We start from the raw sequence: 17,055 nt of genomic DNA, 5'->3' as shown, positions 1-17,055 counted from the left end.
CAATGTGGGAGCCGGCTTGCCGGCGATGCGCCGCGCGGGCGGCGCTCGATCTCAAGGGCGCTGAAAATCTTTCGGCTAGAGCCTGGTCGCCATTACCCGGTCTACTGGCAAGCGCCTCATGGCCTTAATAGAGCCACGAGATCCCACAGATTCAGCATTAAACCCCACCCGCCAAGGCACGAAACGCCGCCAACACCTCCCCCGGCTTCTCCAACATCAACTGATGCCCACACCGCTCCAGCAACTCGAACTCTCCTCGCGGCAACTGCCGGGCCAACGCTTCGCCGCCGCTGGCGGGGGTCAGGCCATCACGGTCGCCAGACACCACCCGGACTGGCAACGTCAACCCGGCCACGGCATCCGCTTGCGGCCATTGCGCATTCGCCACCAGCGACTTGAACACATACAAGCGATTGCGCCGGGTCAGACCCTCTTCATACGCCACCAGCGCCTGATCCGCCTCGGGGTGCCAGGCTTTTTCACGAAAACCCTTCGACAGCAACGGCCGGATGATCTCCAGCGCCCACGCCGGCAGGTTGAGCAATCCACCACGGGCCAGCGGCCGGTGCAACTGCGAGCCCAGCAGCAAGGCGCCATCGATGCTCACCTGTGCCTGTTCCAGCAGGGCGCTGAGGGTCACGCCGGTGCCAAAGGAATGCGCCACTACCAGGTTGCGCGCGCCGGCATGGCGGCGGACGATTTCCAGTTGGTCCGCCACCAGCTCGGACCAGGCATAAGCCGCCGCCGCACGCGGTTTGTCGCTGTCGCCATGACCGAGCATGTCCCAGGCCACCAGGCTGTAGCCTTCTTCGCCAAGGCTGCGCCACAGCTCGCGCCACTGGTCTTTGTTGCCACCACCACCGTGGGCGAAAAACACCACGGTGTCGGCCCGTTCGGTGCCGGGCTGGTGGGCCACGCTCAAGCGCCGGCCGGGCCGGACTTCCAGCAGTTCGCCGCGAACCCGCGGTAATTCGGAAAATGCAGGTGCATCAGCCATGGGCAGTCAGGGCCTCTTCGGGGTCAAGGTAAGTGGGCCGCGACAGGCCCAGGTGATCGCGCAGCGTGCGGCCCTGGTAGGCGCGGCGGAACAGCCCGCGCCGTTGCAGTTCGGGCACGACGCTGTCGACAAAGCGCTCCAGGCCACCGGGCAGGAACGGCGGCATGATGTTGAAACCGTCGGCGGCGTCTTCGCTGAACCACTGTTCCATGCAGTCGGCAATCGTCGACGGCGTACCGACCACCACCAGATGCCCGCGTGCTGCGGCCATGCGCAGGTACAACTGGCGGATACTCAGGTTCTCGCGACGGGCCACGGAGATCAGCAAGTCGCGGCGGCTGACCCCGGAGTTGGTCGCCGGCAGTTCCGGCAACGGCCCGTCCAGCGGGTACACGGACAGATCGCTACCACCGGCGATATCCGCCAGCAGCGACAAGCCCACCTGCGGCTGCACCAGCGTCTGTAATTGCTGGTACAGCGCCTCCGCGTCGGCCTGGCTGTCGGCAACCACCGGCAACAGACCGGGCATGATCTTCAGTTGCCCGGCGTGCCGGCCGTAACGCGGCAGCAGCGCCTTCAGTTCGCGGTAGAACTGCTGGGCGCCGGCCAGTTCCGGTTGGGCGGTGAAAACCATCTCGGCATGGGCCGCGGCCAGCTCGCAGCCCGCTTTCGACGCCCCCGCCAACACTTGCACCGGCGACACGTTGCGCGCCTTCCAGTGTTCGCGCACCTTGCCGAGGAATTCCCGTGCCAGGCCATAGCGCCGGGCATGTTCGAAATGAGTCTGGCGACCGAAGTTGAAGGCTTCCTCAGCATTGCTCGACGTCACCAGGTTCCAGCCGCCGCGCCCGCCACTCAGCGCTTCCAGCGAAGCAAAGCTGCGCGCCACGGTATCGACGCTGTTGTAGGAGGTGGTGACCGTGGCCACCAGGCCGATACGTTCAGTCACCGCGGCCAGTGAGGCCAGCAGGGTCAGCGGCTCGAAATGCTCGGTACGCGCCATGCGGCTCAGGGCGTCGAGATTGCCCGGCAACATCGCCAGGGTGTCGGAGAGGAACAGTGCGTCGAAGCAGCCACGCTCGGCAGTCAGCGCCAGGTGCTGATAGTGCTCGATATCCAGGCCGCCATTGGCCTGGGCATCGGGGTGCCGCCAACCGGCGACATGGTGCCCGGTGGCCATGACAAAGGCGTTCAGACTCATCATCCCGCGGCTCATGACGCTACCTCCGCACCGCTCAAGTGGTCAGCTTTGGGCAGTGCCAGCGACACGCCGCTGAGCAGCGCGCGGGTGTAAGGGTGTTGCGGCTGGGTCAGCACTTGCGCCGTGGCGCCCTGCTCCACCACCTGACCGCCCTGCATCACCGCGATGCGGTCACACAGCCGCGCGGCGACCCGCAGGTCGTGGGTGATGAAGACAATGCTCAGTTTCAGGCGCCGCTGCAGCGATTCCAGCAATTCGAGGATCTGCACCTGGATCACCGCGTCGAGGGCCGATACGCATTCGTCGGCGATAAGAATCTTCGGCTCCACCGCCAACGCTCGGGCGATGCCGATACGTTGCCGTTGACCACCGGAAAACTCATGGGGAAAACGCTCCAGCGCGGTGGCCGGCAAACCCACCAGTTCCAGCACCTGCCGTGCGCGCCGCGCCGCCTCGGCCTTGCTCACGCCCTGGGCCAATGGTCCGGTCATCAGGATGGTATCGATGCGCTGGCGTGGATTGAGGGAGGCGAATGGGTCCTGGAAGATCATCTGCACATCGCTGCGCAGGCCGCGCAGCCGGCGCTGGGACAAGCCCGCCACTTCCCGGCCTTGCCAGGTGATGCTGCCGGACTCCACCGGCAGCAGCCGCACCAGGGCACGGCCCAGGGTGGATTTGCCGGAGCCCGACTCACCCACGATGCCGAGGGTTTCACCCTGCGCCAGTTGCACATCGACGCCGGCCAGCGCCCGGGTACGTCGGCGTTTCCACCAACCACCACGGCTGGAAAAGCTCTTTTCCAGCGCCCGGGCCTGCAACACCACGGGCGCATCGTGCAGCGCAGGCCGTGCCTCCAGCGGGCTGGCCGTCACCGCCGCGATCAGTTGCCGGGTGTAAGGCTGGTGTGGCGCATCGAGAACGTCACGCGCCGTGCCCTGCTCCACCAGATGCCCTTTTTCCAGTACCAGCACACGGTCGGCGATGGCCTGTACCACACCGAAATCATGGGTGATGAACAGCATCGCCATGCCCTTGTCCCGCTGGATCCGCCGTAGCAACACGAGAATCTGCGCCTGGGTGGTGACGTCCAGCGCCGAGGTCGGCTCGTCGGCGATCAGCAGCGCTGGATCGAACACCAGCGCCATGGCGATCACCACCCGCTGGCGCTGGCCGCCGGACAGTTCGAACGGATAGGCGTGGCGCAGCCGCTCCGGGTCAGGCAGGCCGACATAACCGAGCAGTTCGACCACTCGCTGGCGGCGGGCGCGGGCATCCTTGACACCATGGGCCTGCAAGGTTTCGTCAATCTGCCGGCCAACGCTGAGCAATGGATTGAGGGCGCTCATCGGCTCCTGGAAGACCATGCTGATATCGCGGCCGCGCAACTGGCGCATGGCGTCTTCATCGTGGCTTGCCAGGTCCTCGCCGCGAAACAGCAGCCGTCCGCCATCTACCTGCAACGGCGACGGCAGCAGGCGCAACAGCGCCTTGGCCAGCATGGACTTGCCCGAGCCGGACTCGCCGACCACGCACAGGCATTCGCCGCGTTGCAGCTCCAGCGACAGGTCATACAGCGCGTGGCTGCGGTCGGCACCGGCCGGCAGGGCGATGCGCAGGTGTTCGATGCTCAGCAACGTAGCTGCGCTCATAGGGAATCTCCTGGCCGGCGGGCCGGTTCGAAGGCGACCCGCAGGCCCTCGCCGACGCGGTTGACCGCCAGCACACACAACAGAATCGCCAGACCCGGCAGCAGACTCATCCACCAGGCCTCGCGCAGCAGGCCACGGGACGCGTTGATCATGTAGCCCCAGCTCATGGCCTCGGGGTCGCTGAGACCGAGAAAGGCCAGCGCTGCCTCGGTCAGGATCGCCGTGGCCATGACGAAGGTCATGGTCACCAGCAGCGGCGCCAGGGCATTGGGCAGAATCTGCTGGAACACGATGGCCAGCGGCGATTGCCCGAGCACCCGCGCCGCCTGGACGAATTCACGCTGACGCAGGCTGAGGAATTCGGCGCGCACCAGCCGCGCCACCGCAGGCCAGGCCACCAGCGAAATAGCCAGGACGATGGAACCCAGGGACGGTTCCAGCACCGCCACCAGAATCACCGCCAGCACCAATTGCGGAATGATCTGGAAGAACTCGGCCAGGCGCATCAGCACGGCGTCCAGCCAGCCGCCGAAGTAGCCGGCAAGTGCGCCAACCAGCAGGCCGGTCAGCAGGGTCGCCAGGCTGCTCAGCACACCGACCGCCAGCGATACCCGGGCGCCGTACAACAAGCCGCTGCCCAGATCACGCCCGAGCAGGTCGCTGCCCAACCAGTGGCCGGCGTCCTGCAACGGTTTGAGCATCGGCTGGGCGTTCATTTCCCAGGGCGAACCCTGGCTGATCCACGGCGCTGCGACGGCCAGCAAGGCCACCAGCAGCAGCCAGGCGGCGCCGATCAGCGCCGACGGTTGCGCGAGAAAACGTCGCGTCACGCTTGACTGGCTCATGCGCCCTGCCCTCCGGCGCCAATGCGCGGATCAAGCAGGCGGCAGGCCAGGTCGGTCAGCAGGTTGAAGCCGACCACCAGCAGCGAAATCACCAGAAAACCTCCCATCAATACGCCGTAGTCGCGCTGGGCCAGGGCGTCGTACATCAGCCGGCCGATGCCCGGCCACGAATAAACCACTTCCACCAGCAACATGCCGCTGGCCAATTGGCCCAGTTGCAGCCCGGCGAAGGTCACCACCGGCAGCAGCGCATTGCGCAGCACATGCACCAGCAAAATCCGTCGCGGCGCCAGGCCCTTGGCCCGGGCGGTGTAGACGTATTCCTGGTTCATCGCTTCGAGTGTGGCGGCGCGGGTCAGGTGGATATACAGCGCAAGAAACAGAAAGCTCAGCGACAGGCACGGCAGCAGCAGATGGCGCAGACGGTCCGCCAGCCAGGCGCCGCCGTGCAGCTCGCGGGCCACGGTTTCCATGCCGAACGCCGGCAGCCAGTCGAGGTTCACCGAGAACAGCAGGATCAGCAGCATCGACAACCAGAACGTAGGGATCGCATAGAGCAGCAGCGCACCCTGGGAAATCACCCCGTCCAGCCAGTGCCGACGTTGCCGCGCGCGGGCCGCCAGCACGCCGAGGCTCACCCCGAGCAGCGACGACAGCAAAAATGCCGAGCCCATCAGGCTCAGGGTCGCCGGCAGACGCTCGGCCAGCAGGGTCCACACCGGGGTCTGGTTACGGTAGGAATACCCCAGGTCGAGGTGCGCCACCTTGCCCAGGTAGATCAGCAATTGCTGGCCCAACGGCAGGTCCAGGCCCATCTCCTGGCGCAGGTCGGCGATGAACGCGGCGTCATCGACCCCGGCTTCACCGGCCATCAGCAGCGCCGGATCACCCGGCGCCAGGCGGATCAGCAGGAACGCGAGCACCAGCACCCCAAGCACCATCAGCCCGGCGCGGCCCAGGCGCGCGCCGAGGAACAGCAGCGCACTCATGGCGCCGGGGCGTCGAGGTAGACGCTCTCGTAGTCTTCATTGAGGCTGGTAGCGGTGCGCAGCAGGTTGTGCACCTGCGTGTGGTACAGCGTCGGGTAGCGCATCTCGAAGATCGGCGCGATCGGCAACTCGTCGTTCAGCAGATTCTCGAGCTGGCCATAGGTTTTCTGCCGCTCGGCGCCCTCGGGAGTATCGGCCACCTGACGCCACAGGCGGTCCACCTCGGGGTTGCTGTAGCCGCCGACATTGGCGAAGGGCGAGGTCTTGAGGATGTAGTCGCTGCGGTACAGGTAAGCGTTGGTCAGGTACGGGTCGCCGATCTGGAAGATGAAGTTGTAGGTCAGATCGAAGTCCCAGTCGCTGACCCGCTGGAACCAGGTCGCGGCGTCGGACGTCACCACCTGGACCTTGAAGCCCAACGGCTGCAGCACCTGCTTGGTGTACTCGGCCAGCCGCTCCCAGGCGCCGCCCTTCTCGCCATTGAGCAGGCGGATACGCACCGCACCGACATCGACGCCGGACTCGGCGATCAGTGCCTTGGCCTTTTTCAGATCATGGGCGTATTGCGGCAGTTGCGGGTCGTGGTACGGCGAGCCGGCGGCGAACGGCCCCCGGGCCACCTGACCGGCACCGAAGAAGATGTTGTTGACGATGAAATCGCGGTTCAGCGCGTAGAGGATCGCCTGGCGCACCTTGGGGTTATCCAGCGGCGGCTTGCGCGTGTTGATCTGCAGGAAGGCCAGCCCGGCGTACAGTTCCCAACCCTTGTCGGACGCGGTCACGTCCGGCAGCGCACTGAGGCGCTTGAGGTCGGAATAATCGGCGTCGCCGCCGCGTAGTACCTGCACGTCGTTGCGTTCGAAGGCTGCGGCCCGCGACGAGCCATCCGGGATCACATGGAAGATCACCGCATCCAGATGCGGCAGGCCCTTTTTCCAGTAGTCGGGGTTCTTCGCCAGCTTGATCCAGGCGCCGCGCTTCCATTCCTGGAAGACGAACGGCCCGGTGCCCACCGGCTTCAGGTTGTAAGGATTGGCGCGAAAATCGGTGCCCTCGTAGAGGTGCTTCGGCACCACCGGACGCAGGCCGCTGCCCAGCAGCGACAGCAACGGCGCGAAAGGCTTTTTCAGGTGGAAGGTGACTTGCAGCGGCGCGCTCGAGTCGATCGACGCCACATACTCCTCGAAAACGCTCCCGACGCGCTTGTCCACGTCCGGGTAGAAGGTGTTGAAGCTGAACAGCACGTCCTGCTCGCTGAGCGGCTCGCCGTCATGCCATTTGACGTCTGGCTGCAAATCGAAGGTGTACGTCAGGCCGTCCGCCGACACCTTCCAGGACTTGGCGAGCACTGGCTGCGGCGTGAGCGCGGTGTCGAAGGTCAACAAGCCCTGCAGGACCTTGCCGCTGACGTACTGGGTCGAGACATGGGTGACCACGCCGTGCATCAACGACGGCGGCTCGGGCTGGGCGACGAGGTTGAGCACGCCGCCGTCGCGCGGTTCGGCCTGGACGCTGCCGGTCAGCAGCGCGGCGCAGGCCAGCATGGCGACGCCCAGCCCCTTGAGCAGATGACGCGGCCCGACCCGGGATGACTGACGATGAGGGTGACTGGGCATGGTGACTCCTTGGCAATGGTCCAGCGACTGTGCCAAGGGTTTTAGCAAGCGCTGTGCCACGGCCTGCGCATCCCGTAAAGCCTGGCGATACGCCGCGTTGCGGGCACTGAAGTGATGAAAAAGCCACACCTGCCAGCGGCGGCTGTGGAAAAAGCAACAGTGCCGGCAGCGGCCTGCTCGCGGATAGCCGCGTAACCCGGGCCTGACCGCGCTGGCACAGGGTTTGCCCTGTCAGTTGAATTCGAACCACTGAACGTGTGAGCACCATGTCCCTCGACTACCTGGGCAACCCCATCGATACCGACGACCACGACGCGCGTCAGGGCCTGGATGACTTCATCGCCGGCTTCATCGGCTACCAGCCCCGCGCCGAAGCCATCCTTGCCAGCGCCGACCGCCATCCGGAATCCGCCCTGAGCAACGCCCTGGCGGGCATCCTGCTGATGTTCGTCGAATCCCCCGAAGGTCCGGCGCTGGCCGAGCGTTATCGGCAGCGCGCGGCCAGCGTAGAGCCGCTGCATCCGCGGGCGGCGTTGTACCTGGCGCTGTTGCAGGCGTGGATCGCCGACGACCTCGACCGGGTGCTGCTACTCGCCGGGCGCGTGCAGGCGCAGTACCCGCGCGACCTGTTTGCCGCCAAGCTCAACCAATACGTGGAATTCAATCGCGGCAACTGGCCGGCGCTGCTGCGCATCGGCCTGAATGCGGTGGCGGCGGCGCCGGACATCGCCCAGAGCCACGGCATGCTGGCCTTTGCCTACGAGCAATGCCACCTGCTCGAAGAGGCCGAAGCCAGTGCGCGCCAGGCCCTGGCCCTGCAACCGAGCGAGCCTTGGGCTCAGCATGCGCTGGCCCATGTGATGCTGACCGAAGGCCGTATCGACGAAGGCATCGCCTTTCTCGAAGGCGTGAAGGTTCATTGGCAGGGCCTGAATTCGTTCATGTACACCCACAACTGGTGGCACCTGGCGCTGTTCTACCTGGCCCGCGGCGAGGAGGCTCGGGTGCTGGAAATCTATGACCGGCATGTCTGGGGCATCCTGCCCGAGTACTCCCAGGACCAGATCGGCGCGGTGTCACTGCTGGCGCGGCTGGAGGTGGCCGGTATCGACGTTGGCGAGCGCTGGCAGGAACTGGCGCCCTGGCTGCAGAAACGCCACGCCGACACCGTACAACCCTTCCTCAGCCTGCAATACCTCTACGGCCTGGCCCGGGCCGACAAACCAGAGGCGGATCTGCTGCTGCAAGCCCTGCGGATCCATGCCCACCAGGCCCCGAGCTTCAGTCGGGCGGCCTGGGCCGATGTCACCCTGCCGGTGGCCGAAGCGTTGCTGGCCCATGCCCGTGGCGATTTCCCGCGGGCCGCGCGGTTGCTCGCCGGCAGTCTGCCGCGCCTCAACGAGATTGGCGGCAGCCATGCCCAGCGCGACCTGTTCGCCCAGATCGAGCTGGATGCGCGGCTGCGCGGCGGTGAATGGGAAGTCGCCCAGCAGATCCTGGAACTGCGCCGCCGCTACGACGCTCTCGACGTACCGACCAACCGCAGCCTGGCGCGGGTTTATCGTGAACTGGCCTTGCCGGCCCTGGCCCGACAGGCCGAGGACCGGGTCGAGCAGGTGCTCAGCCAGCGCTAGCCCGACGCGCTTCGAACACGCCCCGGGCAATCGCCCGGGCCACGCAATCGGCGGCGGCCGAACCGATGCTGCCAATGCGCACCTGACGCTGGGCGCCACTGCCCAGTTCCACCGCGCCAGAAGCCAGGGCGAACACTGTGTCGCCATCGAACGGCAAGTGCGCCGGACGCACCGCCCGGGCGATGCCGTCCTGGGCCATGATCGCCACCCGCTTGCACTCGGCAGTGTTCAGCCGCGCAGTGCTGGCCACCACTACCAACGTGGTATTGGCCCCGGCCTGCAGACGACCCATGGAGTCCAACCGTGACAGCTCCGGGATCGGATCGCTGCAATCCTGATCGCCTTGCGGCCGGGCGCCGCCGAACTCGCCAGCGATTTCCCAGGGCCAGGCCCAGAAGGTCTTGCCGTCGGGCATGTACACCGAACCAATGGGGTTGGCGACCACCAGCGCGCCAACGATCAGGCCGTCACCCAGATCCAGCGATGCCGAACCGAGGCCGCCTTGCAACACCCCGGCCATGGCACCGCGCCCTGCACCGACCGCACCGAGGGCGAAGTCACTGGCACTGTTGGCCAGCGCTTCGAAGCCGAGGCGACGGTATGGCGGCTCCAGGCCCCATTGCTTGTCGCCACCGTTGGCCAGGTCGTGCAGCACCGCAGCGGGGACGATCGGAATGGCCGGCGCACCGGCTTTCAAATGCAGGCCGACGCCTTCGACGGACAGCGCCGCCGCCACCGCATCGGCGGCGCCGAGGCCGAACACCGAGCCGCCGGCGAATACCAGCGCGTGCAACTGGCCAACCATGTTTTCCGGCTCCAGCGCCGCCGTCTCCCGCCCGCCCGGCCCGCCGCCGCGGATATCGACGCTGGCGGTCCAGACGCTGTCGGTGCGAATCACCGTGACCCCGGTATCGACCTGGGGATCGGTGGCGTGGCCGACGGTCAGGCCGGGAATATCGGTAAGAGCGTTGCGAGGACCGGGGAGCGGCATAAGCGGGAATCCTGAAAATCGTTGTGGTGGTGCCAGGGTCCTCAGCAAGTCATATGCCATGTGGGACAGGTGTGCAGCCCATCACGATGGCTCGGCACCCCGATACGTCCGCGCTGGCCTGATCACTGTAGAAAAACCAACACCCTGCCCCCGCCACCGCTGAAAAATCACCACACAACCTCACCATCCCGCATCAAACCGCTGTTTTAAAAGACTTTTTCCGAATGGCACAGCCCTTGCTCCTGTCCCATCACCAGAGCTTGCCCCAACAAGCCGCCCCTACTGACCTCATCGGAGTAAGCCCCCCATGCGTTCCTCGAATTTCGGCGGATTGCGGCCGCCTCATAAAGTCTTCGCCTTCAGCCTGCTGTTCCTCGCCCTGAGCGACGCGGCATCCCCGGTGCTGGCCGCCGACAGCGACAACCCGCTGGACACCGTGGTGGTGATCGGCAACCGCGGCCAGGCCCGCACCCTGGCGGAAAGCCCGGCGCCAGTAGATGTGATTTCCTCCAAACAATTGCTCGCCACCGGCCAGGGCGACCTGACCCGCGCCCTCAGCCGGGTGCTGCCGTCGCTGAACCAGCCGGCCTCGTCGGGCTTCGGCTCGACCTCGGTGGTACGCCCCATCAGCCTGCGCGGCCTGAACGGCGATCAGGTGCTGGTGCTGGTCAACGGCAAGCGTCGGCACAACAGCGCGCTGCTCAACAACGGCACCTATCTCAACTCTGGCTCGCAGCCGGTGGACCTGGACACCATCCCCACCGCGCTGGTGGACCACGTCGAAGTCCTGCGCGACGGCGCCTCGGCCCAGTACGGCTCCGACGCCATCGGCGGCGTGGTCAATATCGTGCTGAAACAGACCGACCACGGCGGTAGCGTGTCCACCACCTACGGTCAGAACTACGAGAACGGCGACGGCGAAACCACCCGGCAGACCGGCAACGTCGGCCTGGCCCTGCCCAACGACGGTTTCATCAACCTCGCCCTGGATGTAAAGCAGCAGAAGGTTTCCGACCGCTCGGACAAGGCGCCGTACACCGACAGCGCCGGCAACACCAGCCTGCAGCACACCTATTACGGCACCGGCCTGCCGGAAGCGCGCAACTTCAGCCTGGGCTACAACGCCGAGCTGCCGGTCAGCGACGCGCTGAACCTGTATTCCTTCTCCACTTACACCCGGCGCAATTCCGAGAAGCCGCTGGCGTTCCACCAGCCGCCCAGCTTCGACGGCATCGCCACGCCATTCCCGGAAGGCGTGGAAGACACCCTGGGCTTCATCGAAAACGACTTCCAGGTAGCTTTCGGTGGCAAGGGCAACGTGGTCGGCTGGGACTACGACCTGTCCACCACCTACGGCCAGGATCACGCCGAAGCCACCCTGCGCCACACCTACAACCTCAGCTACGGCGCCAACTCGCCAACCTCTGTGGACACCGGGGTGAAGACCTTCAGCCAGTGGACCAACAACCTCGACCTGACCCGCGCCTTCGACTTCGGCCTGGCCAAACCGACACAGATTTCCTGGGGCCTCGAGCACCGGTACGAGAACTACAAGATCGGCAAGGGCGACTACGCCTCCTATGCCAGCGGCCCGTTCACTACCGGTGCCAGCGGCAACCCGATCGCCCCGGGGACCATCTCCGGGGCCGGCACTACCCCGGCCGACGCCGCAGAAAAAGGCCGTACCAGCCTCGGCGCCTATGCCGAGATCGGCCAGGACCTGACCGATAAATGGCATGTCGACCTGGCCGGGCGCTACGAGGACTATAACGACGGCTCGGGCACCACCAGCAACGGCAAGTTCTCCACCCGCTATCAGTTGACCCCGATCCTCGCCGTGCGCGGAACCTTCAGCACCGGCTTCCGCGCGCCATCCCTGGCCCAGCAGATCTACAGCTCGACCTCGCAAAGCAACGTCAACGGCAACCTCATCGACTACCGCAACGTCGCCGTCGACTCCGCCGTGGCCAAGGCCCTCGGCGCCACCACCCTGAAACCGGAGAAATCCACCAACATCGGCTTCGGCCTGACCCTGCAGCCGAACGACGCCACCAGCGTCACCCTCGATGCCTACCAGATCAAGATCAAGGACCGCATCGCCCAGACCGGCTATCTCGGCGGCACGCCACAGATCAACGCCATCCTCGCCGCCGCCGGCCTCGCCACCAACCAGTCGGTGACCTACTTCACCAACGCCCTCGACACCACCACCCGTGGCATCGACCTGGTCGGCGACTACCGGCAGAACCTCGGCGCCTGGGGCGGCCTGCGCTACACCCTCGGCTTCAACTGGAACACCACCGAAATCGATGACATCAAGGCCTCGTCCGTGGCCCAGCAAGCGCTCGGCCCGACCGGTGGCTACGACCGCCAGCGCCAGGGCAACCTCAAGCACGGTCTGCCGGAATCCAAGCTGCTGCTGGGCGCAACCTGGACCTTCGACAAGATCGACCTGAGCCTGAACCTGACCCGCTACGGCGAATACACCCAATACGGCACCGTGGAAATCTACGACCGCACCTTCTCCCCGGCGTGGATCACCGACCTCAACCTCGACTACCACCTGACCCCGGCCCTGACCCTCACCGCCGGTGCCAACAACCTGTTCAACAAGTACCCGGAACGCACCGGCCTGCCGAGCAGTTCGGGTGCCTTCCCCTACGGCAACTTCTCGCCCTACGGCACCACCGGTGGCTACTGGTACACCGGCCTGAGCTACAACTTCTGACCCGCCGCCCTGCCGGCGTCGGTGCCGGCAGGGATTTCGTCACCCCACGGGAGCGCGATTCCATGACCCGCCGTACCGATCAACTCAAGCTGGGCGCCTTTCTCGCCAACAGCGGCCATCACGTCGCGGCCTGGCGCCATCCGCTGGCCCAGGCCGATGCCAGCCTGGATTTCGAGCACTTCAAGGCCATTGCCCGCAGCGCCGAACGCGGCAAGTTCGACGCCCTGTTCGTTGCCGATGTGGTCGCCCTCTGGGGTCACCACCTCGACGCCCTGAGCCGCACCGCCCGTGGCGAGCACTTCGAGCCGCTGACCTTGATGGCGGCGCTGGCCGCGGTCACCGAACGCATCGGCCTGATCGCCACCGCCACCACCAGCTACAACGAGCCGTACCACATCGCCCGCAAGTTCGCCTCCCTCGACCACCTGTCCAAGGGCCGCGCGGCCTGGAACCTGGTGACCTCAGTGGTCTCCGACGAAGCCTGGAACTTCGGCCGCGAAACCCACATCGAGCACGCCGACCGCTATCAGCGTGCCGAAGAGTTCCACGACGTGGTCAAGGGCCTCTGGGACAGTTGGGACGACGACGCCTTCCCCCGCGACAAAGCCAGCGGCCAGTACTTCGACCCGGACAAACTGCACACCCTCAACCACCGCGGCGCGCATTTCGCCGTACGTGGTCCGCTCAATGTCGCGCGCCCGCCCCAGGGCCACCCGGTGCTGGTCCAGGCCGGCGCCTCGGAACCGGGCAAAGCCCTGGCGGCGCGGGTCGCCGAGGTGATCTTCGCCTCGCACCACGAACTGCCGGCGGCGCAGGCGTTCTACCAAGACATCAAGCAGCGCGCAGCGGCGCTGGGCCGCGACCCCGAGCACATCAAGATTCTTCCCGGCGTCACCCCCTTTATCGGCGAAACCCGCGAGCAGGCGCAGGCGCTGTTCGAGGAATTCCAGGCGCTGATCGACCCGGTACTGGGCCTGCGCCTGCTGGCCGACACCCTGGGCGAAGACATCGACCTGTCCGGCCATGACCTGGACGGTCCGCTGCCGGAAACGCCGCCCGGCCAGCGTGGCAGTCGCCGTGATCAGGTGCTGGAACTGGCCCGCCGCGACAACCTGAGCATCCGCCAGTTGTATCTGCGCCTGGCCGGCGGCAACCCGGTCATAGGTACGCCCGAAGACATCGCCGACAGCTTCGAAACCTGGTTCCAGGGCCGCGCCTGCGACGGTTTCAACGTGTTCTTCCCGTATTACCCGGGGTCGATAGACACCTTCGTCGACCGGGTAATCCCGCTGCTGCAGGCGCGTGGGCTGTTCCGCCGCGAATATGAGGGCCGCACCCTGCGGGAAAACCTCGGTCTGCCGCGCCCGGCCAACCGCTTCAGCGCGGCGGCGGAGGTCGGCGCATGAAAACACTGCCCTGTGTGGTCCTGGCGCTGTGCGGCCTGGCCGCGAGCCCGGCCTTTGCCTTGAATATCCTGCTGAGCAACGACGACGGCTATCGCCATCCGAATATCCGCGCCCTCTACAGCGCGCTGAAAAGCGCCGGCCACCAGGTGAAGATCGCCGCGCCGCAAAGCGAACAGAGCGCCCGTGGCGGCGCCTTCATCTATGGCCGGGAAGTGACTGTCGGTCGCGACGACGACCCGGCCTACCCCGACAGCTACTACATCAGTACCCACGAAACCGGCCTGTGCAGCAGCGCCGCCTGTGCCGGGCAGGAGGTACAGATCGAGATCAGCGGCACGCCGGTCATGGCGCTGCTGATGGGCCTGAAAAAGGTGCTGCCGGAACCGGACCTGGTGATCGTCGGGCCGAACCCCGGCAACAACGTCGGCGCGATCAATACCGCCTCCGGCACCTTCAACGCCGCCAGCTTCGCGGTGCGCGCCGGCTACCCGGCACTGGCGGTGAGCACCGACCTCAAGGACAAAGACCCGCAACGGGTCGCCACCCAGGTGGTGAAGCTGGTGGATGCCCTCGACCGCCATCGCCAGCCCGACGGCAAACTGTTGCCGGCCGGCCTCGGCCTGAATATCAACTTCCCCGCCGACACCAGCCTCAAGGGTGTACGCCTGACCCAAATCGGCAGTTACGTGGGCTTCGACACGCGCTACACCGACGACCTCGGCACGTTGTTCCCGAAACTCGCCGGCAAGCCCGGCATCAGCTTCGAGTACAGCGCAGCGGCCACCCCCGCCCAACAGGACGACGAAGCCGTGTGGCTGGCCAAGGGTTACCTGACCATCAGCCCGTTCAACGGCCAACTGCAATCCAGCGACCAGGCCGGTGCCGCCAAGGCCCTCGCCGGTTTGCCGCTGATCCCGCAGGAGCAGCAACCATGAGCGGCGGATTCTCCCTGGGCTTTCTCAATCGGGTCTATCACCCGCATTTCGACGCCAAGGTCTACCGCGAGACGATCGAGCTGTTCCAGGTCGCCGAAGAGCTGGGCTTCGACAGCGGCTGGGTGGCCCAACACCATTTCGCCAGCGAACAGGGCCGCCTGCCCTCGCCGCTGGTGCTGCTTGCAGCGGTAGCCCAGCGCACCCGGCGCATCGCCCTCGGCACCGGGATCATCGTGCTGCCGCAAGAGCTGCCGCTGCGCCTGGCGGAAGACGCCGGAGTGCTTGACCTGCTCAGCAACGGCCGGCTGGAACTGGGCCTGGGCGCGGGTTTCGACCCGGACAGCTTCCGTGCCTTCGGCCTGCCCCACGAACAGCGCCACCGCGACTACGAAAACCACCTGCACGTGCTGCAGGCGGCCCTCGGCAACGCGCCGTTGAACAGCGAAGGGCTGCGCCTGCAACCGCTGTCCCCCGGTCTGGGCGGCCGGCTCTGGGAAGCGACCTCGCGGGTGGAACTGGTGGCGGCCCGTGGCAACGGCCTGATCATGGCGCCCAATCCGCACCTGCCGGCCGAAGCCGGTATCGAGGCGGTACAGCGCTACCGCGCCGCCTGGACCGGCGACAACGGCACGCCGCCGCGGGTTGCCCGGGTCCAGGGGGTGTTCCCTACCGCCGGTATCGGCGGCGACGACAGCGCCCTGCGTCGCGATATCCAGACCTACCTCCAGCGCCAGCACAGCATCGGCGTCTACCATGGGCCGCTGGATGCTGACTTCGGCGACACCCTCACGCGCCTCGGCGTGCTGCATGGTCCGGCGCAGTCGATCATTGATGGTCTGCGCAGCGGCCCGCAACTGGGCGTGCATGACCACCTGATCGTCCAGGTGCAAAGCGCGAGCACGCCGCTGCGTGACGCCATCCGTGCCCTGGAAATCATCAGCGAGCAGGTCGCCCCGGCCTTGGGCTGGCGTCGCGCTGTCACCACCACCGCCAAGGAACCCGCCCTGTCATGACTGCTGCCACACCACGTCCATTCAAGCTGGGCTTTCTCACCCACGCTTTCGGCGAAGAGCCGAAACAGGTCTACGACGACTTGCTGGAGCAGTTCGAAGTCGCCGAAGCCCTCGGTTTCGACGGCGGCTGGATTGCCCAGCACCATTTGAGCAACGGTTTTGGCCGCTTGCCGTCACCGCTGCTGTTCCTCGCCGCCGTGGCCGAGCGGACCCGTCATATCGAACTGGGTACCGGGGTCATTGTGCTGCCCTTCGAAGACCCGGTGCGCCTGGCCGAAGACGCCAGTGTGCTCGACCAACTGAGTAGCGGTCGGGTGCAACTGGGGCTTGGCAGCGGCGGTGCCAACCTGGACAGCTTCAGCGCCTTCGACCGCGACCCGGCGCAGCGCCAACAGCGTTTCAGCGCCGATCAACAGCGCCTGCAACACCTGCTTGACGGCCAGCCCGCCAGCCCCGACAGCGCGCAAACCCTGCAACCGCCCGCCGCTGGCCTGAGCCAGCGCCTGTGGCATTCCCACGGCAGCGTCGAAGGCGCGGCCTACACCGCGCAACAAGGCAACGGCCTGCTGCTGGGCACCGCGACCCATGATCCGCTGACCGTGCAAAAACCGTTGGCCGACGCCTATCTGCAGGCCTGGGCGCATGCCGACCGCGCCCCGCGAATCGGCGTGGTGCGCGCCGTCTTCCCGGCCAACGACCGGGCCACCGCCCAGGCCGAACTGGCGCCGGACATCGAGCGGCATATCCCGCGTTTGCAGCGTGAGGGCCTGATCGACGAGGCCATCGATCTGGAGGAACACCTGCGTCTGATGAACGTGCATCACGGCCATCCCGACGAGGTAATCGACAGCCTGCGCCAGGACCCGTCGCTGCTGCCCTACGCCGATTACCTGATCGTGGTGGTGCAGGCGGAAAGCTCGACCCAGGCTCAGGTGCTCAAGCGCCTGGAGATCATCGCCCGGGATATCGCTCCGGCACTGGGCTGGCAACCCCGCGCTACCCAGACCCAGACGGCGGTGGGATGATGACCAACCTTGTTTCCTTCACCCTT

At 66.4% G+C, this 17,055-nt stretch carries 13 protein-coding genes; 6 read left to right on the top strand and 7 right to left on the bottom strand.

The features are described from left to right. Positions 1–157 precede the first annotated feature (157 nt). The 6 genes from DM374_RS15270 to DM374_RS15245 are packed head-to-tail and all read right to left on the bottom strand — an operon-like array spanning position 158 to position 7,225. A complete protein-coding gene (locus DM374_RS15270) occupies positions 158–997 on the bottom strand; it encodes an alpha/beta fold hydrolase (RefSeq protein ID WP_110970611.1) in 840 nt (279 codons plus the stop codon). Further along, entirely contained in the window at positions 990–2,213 is a 1,224-nt protein-coding gene (locus tag DM374_RS15265; RefSeq protein ID WP_177431565.1) for an LLM class flavin-dependent oxidoreductase, read from the bottom strand. Before DM374_RS15265 ends, DM374_RS15270 begins: the two co-directional genes overlap by 8 nt. After that, positions 2,210–3,847: an ABC transporter ATP-binding protein gene (locus tag DM374_RS15260; protein WP_110970609.1), complete on the bottom strand. Its 1,638-nt coding sequence runs from the start codon at positions 3,845–3,847 to the stop codon at positions 2,210–2,212. Before DM374_RS15260 ends, DM374_RS15265 begins: the two co-directional genes overlap by 4 nt. After that, positions 3,844–4,692: an ABC transporter permease gene (locus DM374_RS15255; protein WP_110970608.1), complete on the bottom strand. Its 849-nt coding sequence runs from the start codon at positions 4,690–4,692 to the stop codon at positions 3,844–3,846. Before DM374_RS15255 ends, DM374_RS15260 begins: the two co-directional genes overlap by 4 nt. After that, on the bottom strand, positions 4,689–5,681 hold the full coding sequence (locus DM374_RS15250) for an ABC transporter permease (RefSeq protein WP_110970607.1): 993 nt from the start codon (positions 5,679–5,681) through the stop codon (positions 4,689–4,691). The genes DM374_RS15255 and DM374_RS15250 overlap by 4 nt, the downstream gene beginning before the upstream one ends. Beyond that, the gene (locus DM374_RS15245) at positions 5,678–7,225 is read right to left on the bottom strand and encodes an ABC transporter substrate-binding protein (protein WP_110970661.1); all 1,548 of its coding nucleotides are present in this window, start codon (positions 7,223–7,225) and stop codon (positions 5,678–5,680) included. Before DM374_RS15245 ends, DM374_RS15250 begins: the two co-directional genes overlap by 4 nt. A gap of 338 nt (positions 7,226–7,563) precedes the next feature. Here DM374_RS15245 and DM374_RS15240 point away from each other — a divergent pair, with 338 nt between their 5' ends. Next, positions 7,564–8,931: a tetratricopeptide repeat protein gene (locus DM374_RS15240; RefSeq protein WP_110970606.1), complete on the top strand. Its 1,368-nt coding sequence runs from the start codon at positions 7,564–7,566 to the stop codon at positions 8,929–8,931. Here the strand turns inward: DM374_RS15240 and DM374_RS15235 are convergent. Further along, the gene (locus DM374_RS15235; protein WP_110970605.1) at positions 8,918–9,922 is read right to left on the bottom strand and encodes a P1 family peptidase; all 1,005 of its coding nucleotides are present in this window, start codon (positions 9,920–9,922) and stop codon (positions 8,918–8,920) included. The genes DM374_RS15240 and DM374_RS15235 overlap by 14 nt on opposite strands. A 307-nt stretch (positions 9,923–10,229) precedes the next feature. Between DM374_RS15235 and DM374_RS15230 the strand changes: the two genes are divergently transcribed. The 5 genes from DM374_RS15230 to DM374_RS15210 all read left to right on the top strand — a co-directional run bounded on the left by DM374_RS15230 (position 10,230) and on the right by DM374_RS15210 (position 17,029). Then, positions 10,230–12,650: a TonB-dependent receptor plug domain-containing protein gene (locus DM374_RS15230; RefSeq protein WP_110970604.1), complete on the top strand. Its 2,421-nt coding sequence runs from the start codon at positions 10,230–10,232 to the stop codon at positions 12,648–12,650. Between the two features lie 62 nt (positions 12,651–12,712). Beyond that, entirely contained in the window at positions 12,713–14,056 is a 1,344-nt protein-coding gene (locus tag DM374_RS15225; RefSeq protein WP_110970603.1) for an LLM class flavin-dependent oxidoreductase, read from the top strand. Further along, positions 14,053–14,991, top strand: a complete 939-nt coding sequence (locus tag DM374_RS15220) for a 5'/3'-nucleotidase SurE (protein WP_110970602.1) — start codon at positions 14,053–14,055, stop codon at positions 14,989–14,991. Before DM374_RS15225 ends, DM374_RS15220 begins: the two co-directional genes overlap by 4 nt. Then, positions 14,988–16,004, top strand: coding sequence for an LLM class flavin-dependent oxidoreductase (locus DM374_RS15215; RefSeq protein WP_110970601.1), 1,017 nt, complete (start codon positions 14,988–14,990; stop codon positions 16,002–16,004). The genes DM374_RS15220 and DM374_RS15215 overlap by 4 nt, the downstream gene beginning before the upstream one ends. Next, positions 16,001–17,029, top strand: a complete 1,029-nt coding sequence (locus DM374_RS15210) for an LLM class flavin-dependent oxidoreductase (protein WP_110970600.1) — start codon at positions 16,001–16,003, stop codon at positions 17,027–17,029. The genes DM374_RS15215 and DM374_RS15210 overlap by 4 nt, the downstream gene beginning before the upstream one ends. The last annotated feature ends 26 nt before the right edge of the window (positions 17,030–17,055 follow it).

Source organism: Pseudomonas huaxiensis, from assembly GCF_003231275.1.
GTDB lineage: Bacteria > Pseudomonadota > Gammaproteobacteria > Pseudomonadales > Pseudomonadaceae > Aquipseudomonas > Aquipseudomonas huaxiensis.
The sequence above is the reverse complement of the archived record's forward strand: the minus strand, read 5'-3'. Positions and strand labels throughout refer to the sequence as shown.